The following is a 23747-nucleotide window of genomic DNA, read 5'->3' on the forward strand; positions in this document are numbered from 1 at the left end:
CCTATTGCATCGCGCTCCAGAGGGCAGGCAGGCGCGGCAGCGTGATGGTGGCGCGCGTGCCGCCTTCCGGGCGCGGGGTCAGGTCCAGTTGACCTTGATGCGCGTCCACGATGGCCTTGCAAATGGTCAGGCCCATGCCCATGCCGTTCGGCTTTGTGGTGAACAGCGGCTCGAAGATGCGGTCCGCCAGTTGCGGATGGAAACCTTCGCCGCCGTCGTCGATGTCAATGCGCAGCACGTCTTGCGAGGGGCTGCATGCCAGCACCAGCAGTCTTTCGCCAGCCGGCTGCCCATGCATGGATTCCGCGCCGTTGATCAGCAGGCTGATGATGGCCTGTTGCAATTGCACACGTTCGCCGCGCACCTGCGTCGAAGGCGGGAATGCATAGAGGCGCAAATGTACGTTCATGGCATCGAGCGTGCAGGCGACGATCTCTGCCGCCTCTCGAACGGCCTCGCCGAGGTCGAAGGCGGTGAAGGTCGGCTCGACCTGGCGCGCCTGGGCGCGCAGGCCGCTGATGATGGTGCGGGCGCGCATGGCGCAGGCGGAGATGTGCGCGAGCATCTCCCGGGCGGCATCGATGTTCGGGGTGCTGCGATCGAGCCATCTCAGGCCGGCCCGGGCAGAGGAGTCGAGGGCCGAGACGGGCTGCGCAACTTCGTGCACGATCGACGCCACCATTTCCCCGAGCGCCCTGAGCTGGCTGGCACGTGCCAGTTCCGAGAGCGTATCGCGCATTTTTTCCTCGGTACTGCTCAGCCGCGCGCCCTGCACCGAAAGCGCGTCATGAAGGCGCGCGTTTTCCAGGGCGAAGCTGGCCTGCAAGGCAATGATCTCGACCACGGCGATCTTTGCCGGGGTAAAGGCACCTGCCGCGTGCCGGTGTTCCAGATACAAGGCGCCGACCGCCGCGCCATCGCACCGCATCGGCACGCAGACTACGGAGCGGGGCGCGCAACGTCGGACATAGTCGTCGACCCCCCAATGATGCGCGGCGCAGGCATCGTGGAGCGCCAGTCCGCTCTGCATGCGGATGGCTGTCGACAGGATGGACAGCGGCAGGTCGGCCATGGGCAGGGGCTCGGTACAAAAGGCCTGGGCGTCCGATGCCGTGGCGCTGGCTACGGTCTCCCAGCTGTCTGCGTGCACGACCGCGATAAAGCCCCACGTGGCCTCCGTGCTTTGCATGGCGGCATGGAGCAGGGTGCCCAGGCGCCTGGCCGGCATGACCTCGGTGGCCAGGGTCCGGGAGGCCCGCCGTAGCGTGTGCATGTCAAGGTCGGGTAGCCATGACGATGGGGGGCCATCGAGTGTTGGCGCGGTTTCGGCGGCGCTCCTCTCGGAGGCCGGTTTCCAGGCCGGCGCGGTGCGCCGGGAATTGTCGAGTTCGTTGTTCATTCTTCTTGCCTCTCGCCCACCTGTCGTGGACCCCGTTCAACCTGGATCCGTTCACTTCATGTAGTGAACGCTCCATTAACCAACGTTAGCACATCGGCGTTGACAATGACAGATGGAAATCTGATGAGGTGTGGATTTCGGCTCGCAGAACCGAGGTGATTAATGATTCTAAACCTTTGAACTACAACGATATTTTGTCGCTACCTTGCAACTGCTTTTAGGGCCATGTATGATCATTCACTCATGTAGCACTCACTGTATGAAAATTGCAGTACGAGTTCTGGTCGGAGAATGTTGGTGCGGCGGATCGGCATGCCGCCACCATAGGAGTGATATGACCCCAGCAGGAAAAAAGGCTGTGCGCGGAACCGGCATCCGGGAAGCGACGGCGCAAGCCACCCGCGACAAGATTCTTCGCGCGGCGACCAAGGTCTTCGCTCGATACGGCTACGAAGGCGGCAGCGTGGAAAAGATCTCCAGCCTGGCGAAGTCTTATGACCGGATGATCTATTACTACTACGGGAGCAAGGAGGGGCTGTTCGTCGCGGTGCTGGAAGACATCTACCGGCGAATGGACGAGGCCGAAGCCAAGGTGGCGCCGGATCCGGCGAGGCCGGTGGAGGCGCTCGAGATCCTGATCCGGTTCAAGCTGGACTACTACCGGCGCAATCCCGAGTTCGTCAATCTGCTCAACACGGAGAACCAGCACAAGGGCCGGCATGTGTCCAAGCTGGAGCGCCGGGGCGAATATTCGGCGCATGCGGTGCAGATCGTGGCCCGGATACTGGCGAGTGGCGCCGAACGGGGTCTGTTCCGCCCGGACCTGAATGCGCGCGATGTGTTCCTCCTGATCGCATCGGCGGGCTATTTTTATACGTCGAACCGCTACACCTTGTCGGTGTTCCTTGGCGAGGAACTCGATACCCCGGAAGCGGTGCGCCATTGGGAAGAATTTGTGATAGATAGTGTGTTGCGCGCCGTCCGCGCGGATGCCCCCGCCCCGGCAATGCCGCCTTCCGCCCCATAGCCATGAACTATTTCCGTGCCCACACCGTCGAGGAAGCGCTCGCAACGCTTGCGGATGATCCGCGGCGGCGTGTGGTCTGCGGCGGAACCGATGCCTTCGCCGATCTGGCGCTCGTGCCGGCCCGGTCGGAATGGGTGGACATCAGCCGCATCGACGCCTTGCGCCGCATCGAGCGGTGCGATGGCTGGGTGCGGATCGGCGCCGCCAGCGCCTGGGAATCCGTCGCACTGACCACGTGGCTGCCGGTGGCGCTCCGGGACGCGGCGGCGGCCGTTGGCTCGCTGCAGATTCGCGTCCAGGGCACCGTCGGCGGCAACCTGTGCCACGCGTCGCCGATTGCGGATGGCGTGCCGCCCTTGCTGTCGCTCGATGCGCAGGTCGAGCTGGCGAGTGTCCGGGGCGTGCGGCGGCTGCCGCTGCACGAATTTCTCCTGGGCGCCCGTCAGGTCGCCCTGAAGGCCGATGAACTGCTCGTCGCCATCCTGTTTCCGCTGCCGGCCGACGCGGACCGCACGGCGTTCGTCAAGTGCACGAATCGTGACGGCTCGGCCCTCGCCGTGGTGTCAGCCGCCGTGCGGCTGCGCATGTCCGCAGTGAACACAGTGGAGGACGCCGGCGTTGCTGTCGGCGGCGCCTCGGCGGTCGCGGTGCGGATGCCGGCACTGGAGGCGTCATTGCTGGCGCAGCGGCCGGAAGCACTGCGCGACATCATCGACGGCGCCTCGCTTGCAGCCCTGTCTCCGATAGAAGACTGCCGCGCGACTGCCGCCCATCGCACCCATCTCGCACGGCTCGCCATCATGCGCGCCATGACCCATTGCATCGAGGAGGCCGCTCATGGCGTATCTGCTGGATGACATTTCCCTTTCCGTTCCCAACGCAGGCGCTGCCGGCGAAGCACCGACGCCGCCCGGTGAAGAGGGATTCGAACTGAACGGCAAGCGCCTGCCGCTGCCAGCGGACCAGTCCCAGCGCCTTCTCGACTACCTGCGCGCCGGGCTGCGGCAATTCGGCACGAAGGACGGCTGTCGCCAGGGTGACTGCGGAAGCTGCACGGTCCTCGTGGATGGCGAGCCGCGCTATGCCTGCCTGACGCCCGTGGGGCAGGTGGCGGGTCGCCGCGTCGTGACCGTCGAGGGACTGGCCGAAGGCACGCAGTGTGGCGCGCGGCTCCAGCAGGCGTTTCTCGCGCATCAGGCGGTGCAATGCGGCTTCTGCACGCCGGGCATGCTGATGGCGTCTGCGACGGCGATCGACGCCGGCCGCGTGACCGATCGCGCAACGGCCCGTGCCGCCATCGAGGGCGTGCTGTGCCGGTGCACCGGCTACCAGAAGATCGTGGACGCCGTGACCGAAGTCGGTTGCGGCAGCGGGGTGCGGCGTTGCACCCCCCCGCCATCCGAAGGCCCCGCCGTGGGCGTGCCCCTGACTCGGCTGGATGGGCCGGAGAAGGTCGATGGGAGCCAGCGCTTCGGCGGCGACGCTTACCCGGCCAACAGTCTGGTCGTGCGCGCGGTCCGCAGCCCCCATCACCGCGCGCGCTTCGCGTTCGGCGACCTGAAGGCGTTCGTCGATGCGCATCCCGGCGTGCATCGCATCCTGACCCATGCCGATGTCCCCGGGATCAATCTCCATGGTGTGGCCACCCCGTACGCCGATCAGCCCGTCCTGCCGGAAGCGGAGACGCGGCACTATCTCGAAGCGGTAGCGCTGGTCGTCGGCGAGCGCGAGGCGATCGAGGCCCTGTCCCTGGCGCGCTTTCCCGTGGCGTGGGAGCCCCTCGCGCCGGTTCTGACCCTCGCAGAAGCCGTAAGCGAAGGCAGCCCGCAGCTCCATGCCAACCGTCCGGGCAATGTGCTGATCGAAGGGCACGTACGCCGCGGCGACACCGGGCGCGCGATTCAGGACGCCCGTCACGTGGTGAGCGCCACGTTCAACTCGAGTTTCGTCGAGCACGCCTACCTTGAGCCGGAGGCGGGCTGGGCGCGGCGCGTCGGCGACATGATCGAGATTCACTCGTCCACCCAGGCGCCGCACCCGCATCGCGGCGATCTGGCCCGTATCCTTGGCGTGCCGCCCGAGCGCGTGCGCGTGGTGGCCACGGCCGTCGGCGGAGGCTTCGGCGGCAAGCTGGACATGACGGTCCAGCCGCTGCTCGCCATCGCGGCGTGGCACCTCGACAGGCCCGTGGCCATGGTGTTCTCGCGCGAAGAATCGATGGGCACCTCGACCAAGCGCCACCCGGGCCGCATGACGTCTACCATGGCCGCCGATGCCGATGGCCGGTTGTGCGCGGTGGAGTTCGAGGGCGATTTCAATACCGGTGCCTTTGCCTCCTGGGGCACCGCTGTGGCCAATCGGGTGCCGGTGCACGCTGGCGGCCCGTACGTCCTGCCGCACTACCGTGCGCACACGCGTGCCATCCATACCCACATCACCCCCGCCGGGGCGTTCCGTGGCTTCGGCGTGCCGCAGACGATGATGTCGCAGGAGCAACTGATCGACGAACTTGCGCTCGCGGCGGGCATCGATCCGCTGGAGTTTCGGGCGAAGAACGCCCTGCGGCCCGGCGACTCGTTGCCGACCGGGCAGGTGCTCGACCACAGCGTGGGGCTGGTCGAATGCCTCGACGCGCTGCGTCCGGCATGGCAGGCGGCACGGAGCCGCATCGCCAGCCTGAATGCAGCCTCGCCCAGCCATATTCGCCATGGCGTCGGCATCGCCGCGTTCTTCTATGGCTGCGGCAACACGGCGTTGCCGAATCCTTCCACGGTGCGCTTCGGTGTCCGGCCGGACGGCACGGTGGTCCTGCATCAGGGCGCGGTGGACGCGGGGCAGGGCGCGAACACGGTCATTCCCCAGATCGCCGCCGACGCGCTCGGTGTTCCGGTCGACCAACTACAGTTCATCGGGCCGGACACGCATCTCACACCGGATTGCGGCCGCACCTCGGCGTCGCGCCAGACCTTCATCACGGGCCGCGCAGCCTATCTTGCCGGTACGGCCTTGCGCCACCGGCTGCTGGCGCTGGCAGGCGCGGCGGCCGATGCGAAGATCCGGGTCAGTGCGAGCGGCATCGCCATCGACGATCGTGCCCTGGATCTTCGGACGCTCCCGGTCGACGCCCACGGCTATGTCGTCGCGGCGGAAGAGCGTTTCGATCCGCCCATCACTTCTCTAGATGCCGCCGGGCAAGGCAGTCCCTACGCGACCTATGCGTTCGGCGCCCAGATGGCGGAAGTGGTGGTGGACTGCGAGAGCGGACGCGTCCGCGTGCTGAAAGTGGTGGCGGCGCATGACGTGGGCCGCATGGTCAACCCGACGCTGCTCGAAGGGCAGGTCGAGGGGGCGGTGGCGCAGGGCGTCGGCATGGCGTTGATGGAGAAATACCACCCGGGCCGGCATAACAATCTGCACGATTACCTGATTCCCACGGTGCACGACATGCCCGAGGTCCAGTCGATCTTCATCGAGGCGCCCACGGCCATCGGCCCCTACGGGGCAAAAGGCATTGGCGAGCCGGCATTGGTGCCCACGGCGGCCGCCATCCTCAATGCCATCCATGATGCGATTGGCGTGCGGATCCGCGAGGCGCCTGCTACCCCCGATGTCATCCGTCGCGCGCTTGCCGCCCGCGACGCGGCATCCGGCCTGCCCCGATAGATCCTTCGAACGGCCTAGACAATGACAACAAAAAACATTGACCAACCCGCGTTGCCGAGCCCATCCAGCCTGGACTGGTATGCGGAACTGAGCCCGCAAGCCAGGCGGACGTTCCTGGCATCGTTCATCGGCTGGGCCACCGATGCCTTCGATTTCATGGTGTTCAGCTTTGTCCTCGCGTCACTGATCGACGTCTGGGGACTGGACCGGGGCCAGGCAGGGCTGCTGGGCACCGTGACGCTGATCTTCTCCGCGATTGGCGGATGGATCGCGGGCATGCTGGCGGACCGCTACGGCCGGGTCAAGGTGTTGCAGGGCACAATCCTCTGGTTCTCCGTCTGCACGTTCGCGATCGGCTTCGCGCAGAATTTCGAGCAGATCTTCGTGCTCCGTGCCTTGCAGGGGCTCGGCTTCGGCGGGGAATGGGCCGTGGGCGCCGTGCTGATCGGGGAGATCATCGCCCCGAAGCACCGTGGCAAGGCGGTCGGCCTGGTGCAAAGCGGCTGGGCGGTCGGCTGGGGGCTCGCGGCGATTCTCTACAGCATTGCGTTCTCGGTGCTACCCGAGTCGCTGGCGTGGCGCAGCTTGTTCTGGGTGGGCGTCCTGCCCGCGCTGCTCGTCCTGTACGTGCGCAAGCATGTGCCGGAGCCCGAAGTGTTCGCGACGGCGACCGAGGCAAGGCGACAAGGGGTCAAGCCCGCTTCGATGTGGGTCATTTTCTCGCCGGCGTTGCTGCGCCGGACCGTGCTGGCCGCGCTGCTGTGCACGGGCATCCAGGGCGGCTTCTATGCGATGTCGACATGGCTGCCCACCTACCTGAAGCTGGAGCGGCACCTGTCCGTGCTGAACACCGGCGGCTACCTGATGGTGATCATCGTGGGCTCCTTCTGTGGGTATGTCGTCGGCGCCTATCTGTCCGACTACTGGGGGCGCCGGCGCAACTTCATCCTGTTTGCGCTGCTGTCGATCGCCTCGGTATACCTCTACCTGACGCTGCCCCTTTCCAACGCGGAGATGCTGTGGCTCGGTTTCCCGCTGGGCTTCGCGTCCTGCGGCATTTTCAGTGGGGTCGGCGCCTACCTGACGGAGTTGTATCCCTCGGAAAGCCGCGCCAACGGGCAGAGCTTTACCTACAACTTCGGGCGCGGCATCGGCGCCCTGTTTCCGAGTCTGGTCGGCATGCTCAGCCACTCCACGAGTCTTGCCATGGCCATCGCCATCTTCTCGGGGGCCGCGTACGGCGTGGTGCTGCTCATGGTCTTGCTGTTGCCCGAGACAAAGGGGCAGGCGCTGGATACCGTGTAGACCCATACCTTGGTATGGATGCGCGCCTGCCGGCGTATGTCAGAGCATTCCAGACTCACTTCTTCTATAGCGCACCGTTTCCGACCATGACTGCCCCCCACCATGCTTCCACGGCTTATCCGCAGGTGCTCGCCCAGGGCACGGTCCATATCGTGGACGACGACGAACTGATGCGCAAAGCCCTGACCAGCCTCCTGGAGTCCATCGATCTGCAGGTCCGGGCGTTCGGGTCCGTGGAGGACTTTCAGCGCGCGCCGAAAGTGATCGGCCCCGCCTGTCTTGTGCTCGATGTCCGCCTGCGCGGGCAAAGCGGGCTCGCGTTCCAGAAGTCGGCAATGCAAAAGGGCCAGCCGCACATGCCGATCGTCTTCATGAGCGGCCACGCCGATATCGCCATGTCGGTGAAGGCCATGAAGGCCGGTGCGGTCGATTTCCTGGCCAAGCCGTTCCGGGACCAGGACATGATCGACGCCGTCATTGCCGCGCTGGAGCGCGACATGCAGCAGCTTGAAACGGAGCAGTCGTTGCGCGGGCTGCGACGGTCCTGGGATACGCTGACCACCCGTGAGCGCGAGGTCCTCCGGCATGTCGTGGCCGGCATGATGAACAAGCAGATTGCCGCGGCCATGGGCATTGCCGAGATCACCGCGAAGATTTATCGCGGCCACGCGATGCGCAAGATGAACGCGCGCACGGTGGTAGAGGCCGTTCAGATCATGCGCGCGCTGGGCGAGGCGCGCGCTGCCTAGCCCGGCCACCGGCGAAGCGTTCGCGTAAATGAAGGTTTAGGGACCGCCATCTCACCGGATGATGGCGCCTTGCACCGCGTCATGGTGATATTCCGCAGCGCCGTTTGGTTGACGGCGAACGGAGAATGCCAATGACTATGGAACCGGGAGCCCTGACGAGTGTGCTCCTGCTCGGATGCGCCGGATTGCTGCTCTTTGCACTGGTTTGTGCGCAATGGATGTACCGGCGATGCAAGGCGCGAGAATCCGAGCTGCTGACCATGCAGGCATCGTATGCGCATGACTTGCGCACGCCGCTGACACGCATGCTGCTGCGTTGCGAGATGATCGACGACGCGCCGCTGCGTCACGCCATGGAGCGTGATCTCGACGAAATGCGGGAACTCGCCGAAGCCAGCCTGTCCTGCGCGCGCATGCAGAGCGGCCTTGTACAGCCGCTGCGGAGCGTGGACGCGGATAGCCTTCTCGACGTGCTGGTCCAGGACTATCGGGATGCGGGCTGCGTACTGGCGCTGGAAGGGCAGGTGGGACGCCCGATCGTCACCTGTCCACACGCGCTGCGCCGCGTGCTGGTCAACCTGATCGACAATGCGTTTCGCTATGGCAGCGTTGTCCGCATCGCCGTTCGCATGGAGAATAGGCGCCTGCATCTGGCTGTGATCGATTCCGGACCCGGGATCGCGCCATCGGAGCTGGATGCCGTGTTGAGGCCATGGTACCGGTCGCCGCACACCGCCAGCCGGGGTCCGGGCAGCGGCTTGGGGCTGGCCATCGCCCTGCGACTGGCCAAGGCCATGCGTGGGGAGTTGAAGCTACAGAATCGGCGCGAGGGCGGCCTGGAAGCGAGCTTGTCGCTGCCGCTCTGAGCGGCGCGGATTCACTGGGGAGGCAGGATTTTGAAGGAAGACACATCGGCGGCAGCATTCGTCGCACGATTGACGGCGCAGGGCACGACCCGCGTCACGGAAGCGGCCGGGTGCCGCATGGTGTGGCGCCGCTTTGGCAGCGGGCCGGATGTGCTGCTCGTGCACGGCGGCCACGGCAGCTGGCTGCACTGGGTGCGCAATATCGAGGCGCTGGCGGCCCGCCATACGGTCTGGGTGCCCGATCTGCCCGGCTACGGCGTCTCTGGAGACCCGGTGGGGACCGACATGCCGGCGCTGGTGGAGGCCGTGGTGGCGAACTTCGCCCAACTGCCCGATATGAGCGATGTCGATCTGGTCGGCTTCTCGTTCGGCGGGCTGACGGCGTCGCATCTGGCCTCCCGCCTGCCCAACGTGCGCGGGCTGGCGCTGCTGGGGCCGGGTGGCCACGGCGGCACACGGCGGCAGACCATCGCGCTGCTCGACTGGCGCCGCGCCGAGAGCCCCGAGACGCTGGCGGCGGCGATGCAGCAGAACGTCGCCGCGTTCATGATCGCGGACCCCGCCAAGGTGGATGCGCTGGCGCTGCTCGCCTACACCGAGTCCTGCCGCGACACGCGCTTCCGCAGCAAGCAGATTTCACGCGCCGGCGGGCTGCGCGAGGCGCTGGACCGCTTCGGCGGACCGGTGCTGATGGCCTTCGGGGAGCACGACGTGACCGCCGATCCGCCAGAGGTGCTGGCAAGCCTGATCGACGGGCGGGAAGGCAGGCGCGGCGAGATCGTGCCCGGCGCCGGCCACTGGGTCCAATACGAGGCCGATACGGCCGTCAACGCGCTGCTGCTGGCGTGGCTGGCGCGCTGAGCGGACGATAAACGTAGACTGGTCCGGTCAGCCCGAGCTGAACTTGGACCACCCCGCGCCACCCCGGCCACCATCGGCACGCCCGGCCAGCTTCACCGGCCCGCAGCAGGCACACCCTGCACCATGGCCCGCCAACTCCGACGGCACGGCCCCCGGTGCCCCCGCCAACGCCGGCGCGGCCACCAGCGCCCGCGCCGCAGCCTTGCCACAGTGCGGGCAGCCAACCGGCTCGTCCCGCTGCGCCATCGGCCGCATCAACGCAAAATCGCCGCAATCGTCACACCGGTAGTCATAGGTGGGCATCGCTTCTCGCTGGGTCGGGAAATAAGAGGGGTTCAGCTTACGCCAGGCCTTGTGAAACGTCGATGGCGGGGAACCCGGGCGGTTAGGGGCCAGATGCGTTTCCCCCGCTGACCTATCCTGAAACCATCCCGGGCTCAGCGGCTTGATGCCGGGTGGCGCATGCGTTCCTGTCCTGATTTGTCCGGGCATCGTTCGTCGGCGTTCCAGGCCGTGCTTTCTGCAGGCGTGATGCCATGTCCACGTACTTTCTTCCCGTTCTGGTTGCCTTGGCGACGCTGGGGGTGTCCGGGGTGGCCGGCGGGGCGCCGGCGCCTTCGCAGGGGGAGACGTCTTCCGCGTTGTCGCTGACGTTCATCCATCCCGAGACCTATACCGATGCCTCGTGGTCCCAGTCGTATGGCAGTGACCGGCAGGTGCTCGATGACATCCGAAAGCACTTCGCCAAACTGGCGGCGCGCAAGTTGCCGGAGGGGTATTCGCTGACGATCGAGGTGCTGGACATCGATCTGGCCGGCTATATCGACTGGCGCTACGCGCAGCAGGTGCGCGTGATCCGGGATGCCACGTGGCCGCGCATGACGCTGCAATATGAACTGCGCCACGGTGACGAGGTGGTGGCCAGCGCGCAGGAGCGCATCTCGAACATGAATTTCGGTTGGGGCGTGAACCTGTACGGGCCGTCGGACCGGCTGCGCTACGAGAAGGTCATGATCGACGACTGGTTCGGGCGCCGGATCGGCAAGCTGACGGGCAAGAGCTAGGCCGCCTCGCCCCCGGCAGGCGGGAAATGAAGCGCGATGGTCAGGCCGCCGCCGGGCGTGTCGCCGAGCACGATTGCCGCGCCGTGGAGTCGGGCGATTTCCCGCACGATGGATAGCCCGAGCCCGCTACCGGCGCGCGCTGCGCTGGCCTCGCCCCGATAGAAGCGCTGGAACACGGGTTCCCGGTCCTGCGGCGCGATGCCGGGGCCGTTGTCCTCCACCTGTAGCCGCGTGCCGCGCACACGCACCGTCACCATGGCGCCAGCGCCCGCGTAGCGCACCGCGTTGTCGATCAGGTTGCCGAGTAGTTCCTGGAGGAGTTCGGGCTGGCCGTCGATCTCATCCTGCGCGTCGCCAGCTTCGGCAACGTCTCCTTCGAAACCCAGATCCACGCCGTCCCGCCGGGCCAGTGGCGCCCAGTCCAGGGCCACCGCCTGTGCCAGCGCGCCGAGCCGCAGCCGGTGGAGCGTGGGCGCGTAGCCGCTGTCCGGCTCCAGCCGGGAGAGCGACAGCAGCTGCTCCACCTCCTTCGCCGCCTGCCGGACCGAGCTGTTGAGGCGGGCCAGATGCGCCCGCGCGCCGGCCAGTTCGCGTTCGCGCAGCGCCAGTTCCGATTCGGCCTGGATGATGGCCAGCGGCGTCTTGAGCTGGTGCGCGGCATCGGCAAAGAAGCGCTTGCGCCCCTCGACCATGCGCTGGAGCCGCGCCACGTACTGGTTGACGGCGTTGACCAGCGGCTGGGTCTCCACGGGGAGCGTGGCGGCGTCCAGCGGCTGGAGGTCGTCCGGGCCACGCGCGCTTATCGCCTCGGACAGCCGGTGCAGCGGCCGCAGCCCGCGCCGCACCCCGAACCAGACGATGGCCAGCGCCAGGCTGACCAGCATCAGCTCCTGCAGCAGCGATCCCATCAGGATGTCATTGGCCAGTTGCGCGCGCGGCTCGGTGGTCTCGGCCACGAGCACCCAGACCAGTTGCGTGCGCGCGGAGCGCACGTCGTGCAGCGGCAGCGGCATGGCGGCCATCCGCACCGGCTCGCCGCGATAGTCGGCATCGTAGAACTGCGTGCGATAGAGCGCGCGCACGGGTTGGGCCGGCATCGGCAGGGCCGGATAGCCGGTGATGGTGGCGCCGGTCTCGTCGCGGATCTCGTAGTAAATGCGCGAACCGGCTTCGGCGTCGAAGACTTCGAGGGCGAGGTAGGGTACCTCCACCTCCACGCGGCCGTCGCGCAGGCTAATGCCCTCGCGCATGGCCTTGAGCGAGGCGGCCAGCGTGCGGTCGAACGCCTCGTGGGCGGCGGCCATGGCGCGGCGGTCGGTCAGCCAGGCGTCGAGCGCCAGCAGCCCGAGCAGCGGCAGCAGCAGCCACAGCGAGAGCTGCCAGCGCAGGCTTGCTGATTTCATCGCCGACGTCCTGACCGGCTCACGGCTGGGCGGCGAGGTTGGCGTCCTCGGGGGCCGGGGCGCGCACCTCGAGCAGGTAGCCCAGCCCGCGCAGCGTGACGATGCCGACGCCACTGCCTTCCAGCTTCTTGCGCAGCCGGTAGACGTAAATCTCGATGGCGTCCGGGTTCACCGACTCCTCGATGCCGAAGATCTTCTCCGATAGCGCGGCCTTGTTGACGGCCCGGCCATCGCGCATCAGCAGGATCTCCAGCACCGCGCGCTCGCGCCCGGTCAGCGCCAGCAGTGTGCCGTGCAGCGTGAAGGCCCGGCTGACGGCGTCGTAGTGGAGTGGCCCGCAGTGCAGCGCGGTGCGGTCGTGGCCGTGGCTGCGCCGGATCAGCGCGCGGGCGCGGGCTTCCAGTTCGGTCAGGGCGAAGGGCTTGGCGAGGTAGTCGTCGGCGCCGAGGTCCAGGCCGCGCACGCGGTCTTCGACGGAACCGTGCGCGGTCAGGATCAGCACCGGCACCGGGTTGCGCCGCTGCCGCAGGCGCCTCAGCACTTCCAGGCCGTCCAGGCGGGGCAGGCCGATATCGAGGATGGCCAGCGCGTAGTCCTGCGTGGAGAGCAGGTTGTCGGCGCTCGCGCCGTCGTGCATGCAATCGACCGTGAAGCCGCTCTGGCCCAGGGACTCCACGAGGGAGGCGGCCAGTTTCAGGTTGTCTTCGGCAAGCAGGATACGCATGGCAGGGGGACGGCAGTAGCGGCAGGGGAACGGCAACAGCGCGTGATTGATACCGGGAAGCGGCGGGGCGGGCTAGCTAGGGAAAGCCCCAATCCGCACGCCCGCAACGGTCCGTATTTGAAGGATTTTCGAAAGCGATCTGAAAGTGAGCCTCCCATACCATTCGCGCCGTTCACTCACAAAAAAGACACAGGAGACAGGCATGAAACGGATGGCATGGGTCGTTGCCGGGATGGCTTGCGTTGCTACGGGCGGTGCGGCAGCGCAGTCCAGCGTCACGCTGTACGGCATCGTGGATTCGGGCGTGGAGTACCTCAACCACGCCGGGCCGGGCGGTGGTTCGGCAGTCAAGGTGATCTCGGGCGGCAAGAATACCTCGCGCTGGGGCCTGCGCGGCACCGAGGACCTGGGCGGCGGCCTGAAGGCCGTGTTCCAACTGGAAAGCGGTATCGCCATCGACACCGGCAAGCTGGACACCGACAACACGCTGTTCGACCGCCGCGCCACCGTGGGCCTGCAGAACAAATGGGGCCGCCTGCTGCTGGGCCGTGACTTCACCACGACCTACGATTTCATGCTGCCGTTCGACCCGATGGGCTACGCGCCGAACTACTCGTGGGCGACCTCGTCCACGGCGTCGGGCGGGCGCAAGGACGGCATGTTCTCGCGTGCGACCAATGTGGTCCGCTATGACGGCACGTTCGGCGGCGTGAAGCTGGGCGCCACGGTTTCGCTGGGCGAGGTGCCGGGCGAGTTCAAGTCTTCGTCGAAATACGACGTCGGCGTCGGGTATTCGTCGGGCGGCTTCGCTACCGCCGTGACCTGGGATCGCCAGAACGGCGCGGGCGGCAGCACCACGCCGGCCGATACGATGGACTACATCCAGGGCGTCCACGCGGGCGCCAGCTATGACTTCGGCTCGCTTGCGCTGTACGGCGGCTACCGCAACTATAAGCGCACCTTCACGAACGGCGCGGCCTCGCAGCTGAGCGACCTGTACTGGGTGGGCGCGGCGTACGACTTCACGCCGGCCTTCACGCTCTACGGCGCGGTGTACAAGCAGAACATCAAGGGCGCGACGGACGGCGATCCGATCCTGTTCTCGCTGCGCGCTCAATACAATCTTTCCAAACGCACCATGGCCTACCTGTCCGCAGGCTATGCCAAGGCGCGCAACGGTCAGACCGTGAGTCTCTCGCGCGACTTTGTGGGCTCTGCCAACAATCAGGTCGGCGTCACGGCGGGTCTCCAGCACCGCTTCTGATTCTTCACAGTCGGATTGTTGTTTGGACCATCGTGGTGGGTGGTCTTCCGGCGGCGCGAGGGGCTCGCGCCGCCGGTTTTTGCTTTTCGGCGCTATCTATTTAGTCGCACCGGTCACGCGCCAGATCACGTTGCCGACGTCATCGGCCACCAGCAACCCGCCGCGCTTGTCCACGGCCACGCCCACCGGGCGGCCCTGAGCGTCGCCGTCGGCGGTCAGGAAGCCGGTCAGCACGTCGAAGGGCGCGCCGTTGGGCTTGCCCTCCTCGAACGGGACGAAGATCACCTTGTAGCCGGCACGCGGCTTGCGGTTCCATGAGCCATGCTGGCCGATGAACATCCCGTGCTGGAACCTTGCCGGCAGGCTGTTGCCAGCGGCGCTGGCCAGCCCCAGCGAGGCCGTATGCGTGCCCACCGCGTAGTCGGGCACGATGGCCTTCGCCACCAGATCGGGGGCCGGCGGCTTCACGCGCACATCCACATGCTGGCCGTAGTAGCTGTACGGCCAGCCGTAGAAGCCGCCATCGCGCACGGAGGTAATGTAGTCCGGCACCAGATCGCTGCCGATTTCATCGCGCTCATTCACGGCCGTCCACAACATGCCGCTGGTCGGCTCCCAGGCCATGCCGTTCGGGTTGCGCAGGCCGCTGGCGAACACGCGGTGCTGGCCGGTCTGGCGATCCACCTCCCAGATGGCGGCGCGGCCCGCTTCCTTGTCGATGCCGTTTTCGGCCACGTTGCTGTTCGAGCCGACCGTGACGTAGAGCTTGTTGCCGTCCTGGCTGGCGATGATGTTCTTGGTCCAGTGATGGTTCAGCGGCCCGCCTGGTAAATCCACGAGTTTCTGGCCCGGATCGGTGATGCTCGGCTGTCCCGGCGCGTAGGGATAGCGCACTACGGCGTCGGTATTGGCCACGTAGAAGTCGTTGCCGACCAGCACCATGCCGAACGGCGAATTCAGGTCCTTGAGGAAGACGGAGCGCTCGTCGGCCACGCCGTCGCCGTTGGTGTCGCGCAGCAGCGTGATGCGGTTGGCGCTCGGCACGCCCGCGCCGGCGCGCTTCATCACCTGCTTCATGACCCAGCCCTTGATCCCTTTGCCGTCGTCCGGCTTGGGCGGCGCGTTCGACTCGGCCACGAGGACATCGCCATTGGGCAGCACGTAGACCCAGCGCGGATGGTCGAGCTTGTCGGCGAATGCGGTCACCGTCATGCCATCCGCCGCCACCGGCTTCTTGCCGTCCTCCCAGCCCTTGGCCGGCGCGATATGCACGGTCGGGATCAGCGTCTTGTTCGGCTCGGGCAATTGCGGCGAGGCGCCGATGCCGGCCGACTCCGGCAGCTTGGCGGATTCGCCGCATCCCGTGGCGAGTAGCGCAGCGGCGGTCAGGCAGACGGCCAGGGGGAGAGGAAGAGGGCGGAAGCTCGGCATGTCAGGCTCCTTGCGCGCGGGGCGCCATGCTTGGAGCATAGGAAATCACTTGGCGGGCGTCTGTCGGCCAGTGTCCGACTTTAGGCCACTCAGGCCAGCAGGCGGTGCCGCTTGTGCCAGTCGTGCAGCGATTCTTCCGGCCAGGTCTCGCAATGGCGATGGCCCTTGCCGCGTGGCACATCCACCCATGGCGCGACGTTCTCCAGCGAAGCCTCCACCACTTCGGGTGGGCGGGGCAGGGGCGTGTCGATGGCGCTCGCGTTGGGGTAGACCATGTCGGGCCAGCGCGGGTCCCAGAGCCACAGCGGACTGCCGCACTCGGCGCAGAAATGGCGGAAGGCCTTCGAGCGCTTGGGGCGCTGGCCGGGCTCGCGCATCACCGCGTGATAGCGCGAGACATGCTTCTTGCCGCGAACGCGCAGCGAGTGGGCATCCCCGCCGAGGTTGATGCCATAGCCTCCGCCGCCGCCAGTCTTGCGGCAGATCGAGCAATGGCAATGCATATAGGGGCAGGGCGAATCGGACTCCAGACTGAACTGCACGGCGCCGCATTGGCACGAGCCTTCGAGATGCATGATCCCTCCTGGTTGGCACGGTCGATGCCTCCCAGTGTGGGCGACGGAGCCGGTCGCTTCAAGCACGCCAAATCTGCAGAATTCGCGAAAAGTGTGGCGTTGTCGGAGAGTGTCTGTCAGCGCCGATGAGTTTTTGTAAGGAGATGTTGGAATGCGGCACGCGGGGCACGAGTCGGCTTCTAAACTTCGGTGCGCGGCGCAGGAAGGCAAGACATCCTGCGTGCGGCATTGCGTGGTGCCCGCGCTGCCACAGGTTGTACGCGGGCACCGTCCGAGATAACAACATCTTGAGAGGTCTCATATGTCCAAGAACATGTCCACGAACCGAATCATCCGCACTGGCTCGCTGATCGGCGCCCTGACCGCTGGGCTGTTGTCCGCCACCGCTTTCGCCCAGACCACGGCCGCCCCGGCACCCGCCGGCGGCAACGCCGCCGTGCCGCCGGGCATGACGCAGATTCAACCGCCGAAGGACCCGCTGGTGGAGCGCCGCGAAGCCCGCAAGGTTGCGAGCGACCAGTACAAGGCCGAGAAGGCCGCCGCGAAGGGCGAATACAAGCAGGATGTTGGCGCCGCCAAGCAGGAGCGCAAGGACGCCAACAAGGCGGCCAACGAAACCGCCAAGCAGGAACTGCAGGCGCCGAAGCAGTAAGCGAATCCAATCCGGATTCCCGGGGGCGGGGCTAGACCAGCCGCGCTCCCGGCCACGCGCCGGACATCACGATATTCCGCACGGACTGCCGCACGGTCTGCATGATGTCCCACAGCTCGGGCACCACGGTGCGATTGCGCGCCGTGGCCAGCACCACCTGCCGCGTCACCACCGGCTCCACCAGCCGGGCCGAGTGCAGCCGCCCCTGGGCCACGCGGTCCGCCACGGCGGCGAACGGCAGCAGCGTGGCGCCGCAGCCATCCTCCACCAGCCGCATCGACACCGTATTCGAGGCATCGCACTCCAGCGCCATGTTCAGCGTTGTGCCGGCGCGCGCGGCCAGCGATTCGGCCAGCACGCGCAGGCCATGCCCGGTACTCGGCAGGATCAGCGGCACTTCGCCCAGCCGCCGCACCGGGAATGTCAGGCCGAGGTGGCTCCACGAGGTGGGCGTCACCAGCGTCAGGTCTTCTTCCAGCAGGACATCCACCTTCAGCGCGCCCTGCTGCTCGGGCAGGTAGAGCAGGGCGACGTCGATCTCGCCGGCAGCCAGCCAGGCAAGGATCGGGCTGGCCAGCCCTTCGGCAAAGCGCAGCCTGGTCGCCGGAAAGCGCTGCTTGAGCGCCGTGCCGATGGCCGCGAAGGCCGTGTTGGCGATGGTCGGCTGCGCGGCGATGACCAACTGGGACGGCCCCTGTGCCGTGGACTTGCGCACGGCGGCACGGGCCTCGTTGAGCGTGACCGCCACCTGGCGCGCGTAGCCGAGCAGCGTGGAGCCGGACTCGGTCAGCACCACGCCCCGGCCGCTGCGATGGAACAGGCGCGTGTCCAGCGCCGCCTCCAGCCGGGCGATCTGGCGGCTGACCGTGGACTGGTCCGCGCCAAGCTCCAGCGCCGCGCGGGAGATGCTCTGCGTGTTGGCCACGCAGACAAAGCACGCAAGGTCGTCGGAGTTCAGCGCCGACATCAGCCCGCCGTCTTGGGCTTGTCGCCGATGGCGAACGACGACATATGCTCGATCGCCTTGACCAGCCCCGAATGGTCCCAGCCCGCGCCACCCTGCGCCACGCAGACGTTGAACAGCTGCTGGCAGGACGCCGTGTTCGGCAGTCCCACCCCCAGCGCCTTGGCCGTGGACAGCGCCAGGTTCAGGTCCTTCTGGTGCAGTTCGATGCGGAAGCCCGGGTCGAAGGTGCGCTTGATCATCCGTTCGCCATGCACTTCCAGGATGCGCGAGCTGGCAAAGCCGCCCATCAGCGCCTGACGCACGCGCGCCGGGTCCGCGCCGGCCTTGGCGGCCAGCACCAGCGCCTCGCTCACGGCCTCGATGGTCAGCGCCACGATCACCTGGTTCGCCACTTTGGCCACCTGGCCGTCACCGACATTGCCGACCAGCGTGATGTTCTTGCCCATCAGCTGGAGCAGCGGCAGCACGCGGTCGAACACATCCTGCTTGCCGCCGGCCATGATCGACAGCGTGGCCGCCTTGGCCCCCACCTCGCCGCCGGACACCGGCGCATCCACATACTCGCAACCCAGCTGCTCGATGCGGGCCGCGAACTCGCGCGTCTCGATCGGGGAGATCGAACTCATGTCGACCACGGTCTTGCCCTGGCTCAGGCCCTCGGCCACGCCGTGCTCGCCGAACAGCACGCGCGCCACGTCCGGCGTATCGGGCAGCATCAGGAAGATGACGTCGGCCTGACGCGCCACCTCGGTGGCATTGGCGCAGGCCTGCATGCCGGCATCCTGGAGCGCCTGCGGCACGCCGCTGCGCGTGTGGGCGTAGACCGTGTGGCCGCCCGCCTGAAGGTGTTGCGCCATCGGCGCGCCCATCACGCCGAGTCCGATGAATCCGATCTTGCTCATATCCGTATTCCTATATAGATAGCGTCATTGCGCAAAGCGCTCGCGCAGCGCGCGGGAGGCGTCGCGCAGCAGCGTGTGGTCCAGCCCCACGGCGACGAAGTGCGCGCCCATGTCGAGGTAGCGGCGGGCGTCTGCCTCCACGGGAGTCAGCGTGCCGATGGCCTTGCCGGCGCGGTTGGCGGCGTCGTAGATCTGCGCCACGGCGGCCTGCACCTCCGGGTGGTTCGGGTCGCCGAGGTGGCCGTAGGCGGCGGCGAGGTCGTTCGGGCCGATGAAGATGCCGTCCACGCCGGGCTCGGCGCAGATCTCGTCGGCAGCCTCCACGCCCTTGCGGCTCTCGATCTGCACCAGCACGCAGATGTTCTCGTTGATGGTCTTGAAGAAGTCCGGCAGCGTGCCGTAGCGGTTCTGGCGCTGTACGCCGGACACCCCGCGCACGCCGTCCGGCGGGTAGCGCGTGGCCCGCACTGCGCGGCGGGCTTCCTCGGCCGACTCCACGAACGGGATCAGGAAGTTATAGAAGCCGATGTCCAGCAGGCGCTTGAGCAGCACGGGATCGTTCCAGGGCGGCCGGACCACGGGCGCGCTGGTGCTGTCCTTGAGCGCCATCAGCTGCGGCACGAAGGTCAGCACGTCGTTGGGCGCGTGCTCGCCATCGAGCAGCATCCAGTCGAAGCCGGCCAGGCCGATGATCTCGGTGGTAACCGGCTGGCCGAGCGAGGTCCAGCAGCCAATCAGGCGCTTGCGCGCAAGGATGTCCGCACGGAACTGGTTGGGCAGCGGGGAAAGCTGGGGCAGGTGAGGGGTCGTCATGAGAATTCCTTGAGCCTTGGGTTCAGTCCGCCGCCAGGGCGGAGAGCGGGCCGGGGGATTGGCCGCGCGCCTGGAGCACGCGCGCCGCGGCGTCGTCGAGCTGGGCCAGCGTGCCGGCATCCACGGGGATAAAGTCGGCGCGCGCCTTGCGCCATGCGCGCTCGGGGTCGCCGGGGAGGCGGATGGCATCGTTGCCCGGTTGCAGCCGGGACGCCTTCAGCCAATCGACAAAGGATTCCACCTCATGGCCGAAGGTGGTGCTGCTGCCGAGGCGGGCCGGATCGAAGATGATCGCCAGCATGTTGTTCCAGACCGCATGCTCGTGCGTCAGCGTTTCCGGGCGGAGGGTGTGGCCGCCAGTCACGGCCGCGCCGAGTAGCTCGCACATCACGGCCAGCACGTAGCCCTTGTGCTCGCCGAAGGTGCGCAGCGCGCCGTGCGGCGTACCGGGCGGCGGGAACATGACCGACGGGTCGTCGGTGGGATGCCCGTTCGGGTCCATCAGGCTGCCCGGCGGCACCGGCACGCCCTTGTTGTTGGCCACGCGCACCTTGCCCATTGCGATGGCGCTGGTGGCGAAGTCGAGCACCAGCGGCGGGGCGCCCGCCACCGGCACGCCGATCGTGAATGGATTGGTGCCGAAGCGCGCGTCGTAGCCGCCATGCGGCGCCACGAGCGGCTTGGACAGCACATTCACGAAGTGGATCGAGATCATGCCGGCCGCCGTGGCCTGCTCGGCCCAATGGCCCACCCGGCCCAGATGGTGCGAGCGCCGCAGCCCCATCACGCACACGCCGTGCTCCTCCGCGCGGGCGATGCCCATGCGCATCGCCTCCTCGGTCACGGCCTGGCCCATGCCCCGGTTGCCGTCCAGGCTCAGGATGCCGCCGGACTCATGCACCACGCTGACCTGCTGGTTGAGCTGCAATTGCTCGCCCTGCCAGGACAGCACGTACTTCGGGATCATGCCCACGCCATGCGAGTCATGGCCCGAGAGATTGGCGCCGACGAGGTGGTCGGCGGTCAGCTGCGCCTCACGCGCATCGGACCCCGCCGCCAGCCACAGGTCCACGACCCAGCGATGCAGGCCGGCGGTCGGAATACGGTGTTCTGCCATGCGTTACTCCAGGTGGATGTTGGCGACCTTGATCAGGTTGGCCCACTTGGCCACCTCGCTCTTCTGGAACTTGCCGAGTTCGGCCGGGCCGGCGCCAGACGGCTCCACGCCCATGCCCACCAGCTTTGCCTTGACGTCCGGCTGGTGGATGATCTTGCCGATCTCGGTGGCCAGCTTGTTGACGATGGGCATCGGCGTGCCGGCCGGCGCGAAGATCGCCTGCCACGAGACGATTTCATAGCCCGGCAGGCCCGATTCGGCCATGGTCGGCACATCGGGCAGCTCGGCGGCGCGCTTGGCGCCGGTGGTGGCCAGCGCGCGGAACTTGCCGGACTGCACCATCGGCATGGCTGCCACGCTGTTCTCGAAGACGATATCGACCTGATTGCCGAGCAGCGCCTGTACCGCCTGGCTGCTGCCCTTATAGGGCACGTGGGTCATCTTCAGGCCGGCCATGTTGGCGAACAGTTCGGCCGCCAGATGCTGGGAGGTGCCGTTGCCGGACGAGCCGAAGTTGATCGACCCCGGTTTGGCCTTGGCCGCCGCCATCACGTCCTGCACCGACTTGTACGGGCTGTTCACGTTCACCACCAGCACATTGGGCAGCGTGCCGATCAGCGCCACCGGCTGGAAGTTCTTGACCGGGTCGTACGGCATCTTGGGATACAGGCTCACGTTGATGGCGTGCGAGCTGATGGTGCCGCCGAGCAGCGTGTAGCCGTCCGGCGCGGCCTTGGACACGTAGTCCGAACCGATATTGCCGCCGGCGCCGGCGCGGTTTTCCACCACCACCGACTGGCCGAGCACCTGCGACAGCCGCTGGCCGATCAGTCGGCCGAGCAGGTCCGTGGTGCCGCCCGCCGCGAACGGCACGACGTAGTTGATCGGCTTGCTGGGGTACTGGTCGGCGGACTGGGCTTGCGCCAGTGGGGCCGCCGCCATGCATCCAAGGCAAAGCACGGCCAGGGCCGGCCGCATCAATCGATGAGGGAAGGACATTGCATGGTCTCCTGTTTTCGCGAGCATTGTTATGGGACGGTCGGGATGGCCGTCAGGTGTCGCGGGCGGGCGCGCTGTCATGGCAGCATCGCCTCGGTAGCCAATCTACACGGGCGCGAGGCGGGCTGCCTTGCATAAAACGCATAACAGAAATGCACGATAGACCCCGCGGCGGCGCCCGTCAAACGGAAAAATCGCTGTCATCGCCGCCTGCTTCGGGTCTGGCGCCTGCTTGGCTCCACCTTGGCGCCGCCTCCGATCCTGTCCATACTTTTCGTCATGACCGCTCAAACCCCATCCTCCCAGGCCCGCACCGGCGGCCGTGTCCTCGTGGACCAACTGCGCCTGCATGGCACGGAGCGCATCTTCTGCGTGCCCGGCGAGAGCTTCCTGGACGTGCTGGACGCGCTGCACGACCAGCCGGCCATCGACCTCGTCGTCACCAAGCACGAAGGCGCCGCCACCAACATGGCCGAGGCCGACGGCAAGCTGACCGGCCGCCCCGGCATCTGCTTCGTCACCCGGGGTCCGGGCGCCACGCACGCCAGCATCGGCGTGCATATCGCCCAGCAGGACTCCACGCCGATGATCCTGTTCGTGGGGCAGATCTCCCGCGCCCACAAGGGCCGGGAGGCGTTCCAGGAGGTGGATTACGCGGCAGTGTTCGGCACGATGGCCAAGTGGGCGGCCGAGATCGACGATCCGGCCCGGATTCCCGAGATGGTGGCGCGCGCCTTCCAGGTGGCCACGTCCGGCCGGCCCGGCCCGGTGGTGCTGGCGCTGCCTGAAGACGTGCTCGACGATCTGGTGGACTGCGCCGATGCCGAGCCGTACCGCACCGTGGTGGCCGCCCCGCGAGCCGAGGATGCCCGGGCGCTGGCCGCCGCGCTGGCCGAGGCCCGCCAGCCGCTGGTGATCGCCGGCGGCGCCGGCTGGACCGACGCGGCAGTGCGTGACTTCGCCGCCTTCGTCAAGGCATGGAACCTGCCCGTGGCCTGCGCCTTCCGCCGGCAGGACGTGATCGATAACCGCGACCCGCACTACATCGGCCATCTGAGCCTGGGCGTGAGCCCCAAGCTGGCCGAGCGGGTGCGCACGGCCGACCTGATCGTGGCGGTCGGCACCCGGCTGGGCGACATCGCCACCGATGGCTACACGCTGCTGGAAGTCCCGCGTCCCAAGCAGAAGCTGGTGCATATCCATGCCGATAGCGGCGAGCTGGGCCGCGTCTACCAGTCGGCACTGCCGATCCATTCGGGCGTGGTGCCTGCGGCGGCCATGCTGGCCGCGCTGCCGGCGCCGGCTTCTATCGGATGGAAGGACTGGACCAGCGGTGCCCGTGCCGAACACGAGGCCTTCGTCACGCCGCCCAAGCCCCATGCGGAACTGACGGGGGTGGATATGGCTGCCGCGATGTTGCACCTGAACGCGGTGCTGCCCGAAGACGCCATCCTCAGCAACGGCGCCGGCAACTATACGGTCTGGCTGCACCGCTTCTATGCCTACAAGCGTCCGCGCACGGAACTGGCGCCCACCTGCGGCGCGATGGGCTACGGCCTGCCGGCCGCGATTGCCGCGAAGCTGCGCGCGCCCGAGAAGACCGTGGTCTGCCTGGCTGGCGACGGCTGCTTCCTGATGTATCCGCAGGAGATCGCCACGGCCGCCGCGCACGGCGCCAACCTGATCGTGATCCTGGTGAACAACCGCATGTACGGCACCATCCGCATGCATCAGGAGAAGCGCTACCCGGGCCGTCAGAGCGGCACGACCATCGCCAACCCTGATTTCGTGGCGATGGCGCGCGCCTGCGGCGCATGGGCGGAGCGGGTGGAGAAGACAGAGGACTTTGCGGCGGCGTTCGAACGCGCCCGCAACGCCGGCCAGCCGGCCGTGCTGGAGCTGATGACCGATCCGCTCCAGATCACGCCCGCAATGCGCGTGACCGAACTGCCGGCCTGAGCCCGGA

At 67.3% G+C, this 23747-nt stretch carries 22 protein-coding genes; 11 read left to right on the forward strand and 11 right to left on the reverse strand.

The genetic code is table 11. The features are described 5' to 3' along the window. Position 1: 1 nt before the first annotated feature. Positions 2–1399 carry a GAF domain-containing sensor histidine kinase gene (locus AC1DP9_RS17835; protein WP_477108068.1) on the reverse strand — a complete coding sequence of 466 codons (1398 nt, stop codon included), beginning with the start codon at positions 1397–1399 and terminating at the stop codon, positions 2–4. Between the two features lie 334 nt (positions 1400–1733). Here AC1DP9_RS17835 and AC1DP9_RS17840 point away from each other — a divergent pair, with 334 nt between their 5' ends. The 7 genes from AC1DP9_RS17840 to AC1DP9_RS17870 all read left to right on the forward strand — a co-directional run bounded on the left by AC1DP9_RS17840 (position 1734) and on the right by AC1DP9_RS17870 (position 9870). Continuing rightward, the gene (locus AC1DP9_RS17840; RefSeq protein ID WP_477108069.1) at positions 1734–2426 is read left to right on the forward strand and encodes a TetR/AcrR family transcriptional regulator; all 693 of its coding nucleotides are present in this window, start codon (positions 1734–1736) and stop codon (positions 2424–2426) included. A 2-nt stretch (positions 2427–2428) separates the two neighbouring features. Continuing rightward, the gene (locus AC1DP9_RS17845) at positions 2429–3283 is read left to right on the forward strand and encodes an FAD binding domain-containing protein (protein WP_477108070.1); all 855 of its coding nucleotides are present in this window, start codon (positions 2429–2431) and stop codon (positions 3281–3283) included. Then, on the forward strand, positions 3264–6089 hold the full coding sequence (locus AC1DP9_RS17850; RefSeq protein ID WP_477108071.1) for a molybdopterin-dependent oxidoreductase: 2826 nt from the start codon (positions 3264–3266) through the stop codon (positions 6087–6089). Before AC1DP9_RS17845 ends, AC1DP9_RS17850 begins: the two co-directional genes overlap by 20 nt. Positions 6090–6110: 21 nt before the next feature. Next, entirely contained in the window at positions 6111–7394 is a 1284-nt protein-coding gene (locus AC1DP9_RS17855; RefSeq protein WP_477108072.1) for an MFS transporter, read from the forward strand. An 86-nt stretch (positions 7395–7480) separates the two neighbouring features. Next, positions 7481–8143 carry a response regulator transcription factor gene (locus AC1DP9_RS17860; protein WP_477108112.1) on the forward strand — a complete coding sequence of 221 codons (663 nt, stop codon included), beginning with the start codon at positions 7481–7483 and terminating at the stop codon, positions 8141–8143. Positions 8144–8274: 131 nt separating this feature from the next. Continuing rightward, entirely contained in the window at positions 8275–9009 is a 735-nt protein-coding gene (locus AC1DP9_RS17865) for a sensor histidine kinase (RefSeq protein ID WP_477108073.1), read from the forward strand. Positions 9010–9039: 30 nt separating this feature from the next. Continuing rightward, entirely contained in the window at positions 9040–9870 is an 831-nt protein-coding gene (locus tag AC1DP9_RS17870; protein WP_477108074.1) for an alpha/beta fold hydrolase, read from the forward strand. A gap of 27 nt (positions 9871–9897) precedes the next feature. On the opposite strand, the gene AC1DP9_RS17875 is transcribed toward AC1DP9_RS17870, so the two are convergent. Then, positions 9898–10173 (reverse strand): FmdB family zinc ribbon protein, encoded by a 276-nt coding sequence (locus tag AC1DP9_RS17875; RefSeq protein WP_092297832.1) that lies wholly within the window; start codon positions 10171–10173, stop codon positions 9898–9900. A 233-nt stretch (positions 10174–10406) separates the two neighbouring features. Between AC1DP9_RS17875 and AC1DP9_RS17880 the strand changes: the two genes are divergently transcribed. Next, on the forward strand, positions 10407–10934 hold the full coding sequence (locus AC1DP9_RS17880; RefSeq protein WP_477108075.1) for a DUF3016 domain-containing protein: 528 nt from the start codon (positions 10407–10409) through the stop codon (positions 10932–10934). Here AC1DP9_RS17880 and AC1DP9_RS17885 read toward each other — a convergent pair. Further along, positions 10931–12337: a sensor histidine kinase gene (locus tag AC1DP9_RS17885; protein WP_092297838.1), complete on the reverse strand. Its 1407-nt coding sequence runs from the start codon at positions 12335–12337 to the stop codon at positions 10931–10933. The two genes, AC1DP9_RS17880 and AC1DP9_RS17885, sit on opposite strands and share 4 nt — an antisense overlap. Before the next feature lie 19 nt (positions 12338–12356). Further along, positions 12357–13061 carry a response regulator gene (locus AC1DP9_RS17890; protein ID WP_092297840.1) on the reverse strand — a complete coding sequence of 235 codons (705 nt, stop codon included), beginning with the start codon at positions 13059–13061 and terminating at the stop codon, positions 12357–12359. Positions 13062–13263: 202 nt separating this feature from the next. On the opposite strand from AC1DP9_RS17890, the gene AC1DP9_RS17895 reads away from it, so the two are divergent. Beyond that, a complete protein-coding gene (locus AC1DP9_RS17895) occupies positions 13264–14325 on the forward strand; it encodes a porin (protein ID WP_477108076.1) in 1062 nt (353 codons plus the stop codon). Positions 14326–14421: 96 nt separating this feature from the next. On the opposite strand, the gene AC1DP9_RS17900 is transcribed toward AC1DP9_RS17895, so the two are convergent. Both AC1DP9_RS17900 and AC1DP9_RS17905 read right to left on the reverse strand, forming a co-directional pair. Beyond that, positions 14422–15756 carry a PQQ-dependent sugar dehydrogenase gene (locus AC1DP9_RS17900; protein ID WP_477108077.1) on the reverse strand — a complete coding sequence of 445 codons (1335 nt, stop codon included), beginning with the start codon at positions 15754–15756 and terminating at the stop codon, positions 14422–14424. An 89-nt stretch (positions 15757–15845) separates the two neighbouring features. After that, positions 15846–16331 (reverse strand): GFA family protein, encoded by a 486-nt coding sequence (locus tag AC1DP9_RS17905; RefSeq protein ID WP_092297849.1) that lies wholly within the window; start codon positions 16329–16331, stop codon positions 15846–15848. A gap of 313 nt (positions 16332–16644) precedes the next feature. On the opposite strand from AC1DP9_RS17905, the gene AC1DP9_RS17910 reads away from it, so the two are divergent. Next, positions 16645–16983 (forward strand): hypothetical protein, encoded by a 339-nt coding sequence (locus AC1DP9_RS17910; RefSeq protein WP_092297967.1) that lies wholly within the window; start codon positions 16645–16647, stop codon positions 16981–16983. A gap of 31 nt (positions 16984–17014) precedes the next feature. Here the strand turns inward: AC1DP9_RS17910 and AC1DP9_RS17915 are convergent, their stop codons facing one another. From AC1DP9_RS17915 to AC1DP9_RS17935, 5 genes are read right to left on the reverse strand one after another with little or no spacing between them, the layout of a single operon-like run. Beyond that, positions 17015–17950 carry a LysR family transcriptional regulator gene (locus tag AC1DP9_RS17915; RefSeq protein WP_477108078.1) on the reverse strand — a complete coding sequence of 312 codons (936 nt, stop codon included), beginning with the start codon at positions 17948–17950 and terminating at the stop codon, positions 17015–17017. Next, complete coding sequence (locus AC1DP9_RS17920) at positions 17950–18852, reverse strand: 2-hydroxy-3-oxopropionate reductase (protein WP_092297855.1); 903 nt, start codon at positions 18850–18852, stop codon at positions 17950–17952. Before AC1DP9_RS17920 ends, AC1DP9_RS17915 begins: the two co-directional genes overlap by 1 nt. A 24-nt stretch (positions 18853–18876) precedes the next feature. Beyond that, the gene (gene garL, locus AC1DP9_RS17925) at positions 18877–19665 is read right to left on the reverse strand and encodes a 2-dehydro-3-deoxyglucarate aldolase (protein ID WP_092297858.1); all 789 of its coding nucleotides are present in this window, start codon (positions 19663–19665) and stop codon (positions 18877–18879) included. A gap of 22 nt (positions 19666–19687) precedes the next feature. Then, positions 19688–20782, reverse strand: a complete 1095-nt coding sequence (locus AC1DP9_RS17930; protein ID WP_477108079.1) for a malate/lactate/ureidoglycolate dehydrogenase — start codon at positions 20780–20782, stop codon at positions 19688–19690. Positions 20783–20785: 3 nt separating this feature from the next. After that, entirely contained in the window at positions 20786–21781 is a 996-nt protein-coding gene (locus AC1DP9_RS17935; RefSeq protein ID WP_092297864.1) for a Bug family tripartite tricarboxylate transporter substrate binding protein, read from the reverse strand. Positions 21782–22060: 279 nt separating this feature from the next. Here AC1DP9_RS17935 and AC1DP9_RS17940 point away from each other — a divergent pair, with 279 nt between their 5' ends. Continuing rightward, positions 22061–23740, forward strand: coding sequence for a thiamine pyrophosphate-binding protein (locus tag AC1DP9_RS17940; RefSeq protein ID WP_477108080.1), 1680 nt, complete (start codon positions 22061–22063; stop codon positions 23738–23740). Positions 23741–23747 lie beyond the last annotated feature (7 nt).

This window comes from Cupriavidus sp. 01L43, assembly GCF_056399925.1.

Coding starts and splice junctions, on each gene's coding strand:
- AC1DP9_RS17860 (WP_477108112.1), top strand. CDS start 7,481: ATGACTGCCCCCCACCATGCTTCCACGGCTTATCCGCAGGTGCTCGCC.
- AC1DP9_RS17840 (WP_477108069.1), top strand. CDS start 1,734: ATGACCCCAGCAGGAAAAAAGGCTGTGCGCGGAACCGGCATCCGGGAA.
- AC1DP9_RS17885 (WP_092297838.1), bottom strand. CDS start 12,337: ATGAAATCAGCAAGCCTGCGCTGGCAGCTCTCGCTGTGGCTGCTGCTG.
- AC1DP9_RS17845 (WP_477108070.1), top strand. CDS start 2,429: ATGAACTATTTCCGTGCCCACACCGTCGAGGAAGCGCTCGCAACGCTT.
- AC1DP9_RS17835 (WP_477108068.1), bottom strand. CDS start 1,399: ATGAACAACGAACTCGACAATTCCCGGCGCACCGCGCCGGCCTGGAAA.
- AC1DP9_RS17935 (WP_092297864.1), bottom strand. CDS start 21,781: ATGTCCTTCCCTCATCGATTGATGCGGCCGGCCCTGGCCGTGCTTTGC.
- AC1DP9_RS17910 (WP_092297967.1), top strand. CDS start 16,645: ATGTCCACGAACCGAATCATCCGCACTGGCTCGCTGATCGGCGCCCTG.
- AC1DP9_RS17930 (WP_477108079.1), bottom strand. CDS start 20,782: ATGGCAGAACACCGTATTCCGACCGCCGGCCTGCATCGCTGGGTCGTG.
- AC1DP9_RS17940 (WP_477108080.1), top strand. CDS start 22,061: ATGACCGCTCAAACCCCATCCTCCCAGGCCCGCACCGGCGGCCGTGTC.
- AC1DP9_RS17855 (WP_477108072.1), top strand. CDS start 6,111: ATGACAACAAAAAACATTGACCAACCCGCGTTGCCGAGCCCATCCAGC.
- AC1DP9_RS17900 (WP_477108077.1), bottom strand. CDS start 15,756: ATGCCGAGCTTCCGCCCTCTTCCTCTCCCCCTGGCCGTCTGCCTGACC.
- AC1DP9_RS17920 (WP_092297855.1), bottom strand. CDS start 18,852: ATGAGCAAGATCGGATTCATCGGACTCGGCGTGATGGGCGCGCCGATG.
- AC1DP9_RS17895 (WP_477108076.1), top strand. CDS start 13,264: ATGAAACGGATGGCATGGGTCGTTGCCGGGATGGCTTGCGTTGCTACG.
- AC1DP9_RS17915 (WP_477108078.1), bottom strand. CDS start 17,950: ATGTCGGCGCTGAACTCCGACGACCTTGCGTGCTTTGTCTGCGTGGCC.
- AC1DP9_RS17850 (WP_477108071.1), top strand. CDS start 3,264: ATGGCGTATCTGCTGGATGACATTTCCCTTTCCGTTCCCAACGCAGGC.
- AC1DP9_RS17905 (WP_092297849.1), bottom strand. CDS start 16,331: ATGCATCTCGAAGGCTCGTGCCAATGCGGCGCCGTGCAGTTCAGTCTG.
- AC1DP9_RS17875 (WP_092297832.1), bottom strand. CDS start 10,173: ATGCCCACCTATGACTACCGGTGTGACGATTGCGGCGATTTTGCGTTG.
- AC1DP9_RS17890 (WP_092297840.1), bottom strand. CDS start 13,061: ATGCGTATCCTGCTTGCCGAAGACAACCTGAAACTGGCCGCCTCCCTC.
- AC1DP9_RS17865 (WP_477108073.1), top strand. CDS start 8,275: ATGACTATGGAACCGGGAGCCCTGACGAGTGTGCTCCTGCTCGGATGC.
- AC1DP9_RS17880 (WP_477108075.1), top strand. CDS start 10,407: ATGTCCACGTACTTTCTTCCCGTTCTGGTTGCCTTGGCGACGCTGGGG.
- garL (WP_092297858.1), bottom strand. CDS start 19,665: ATGACGACCCCTCACCTGCCCCAGCTTTCCCCGCTGCCCAACCAGTTC.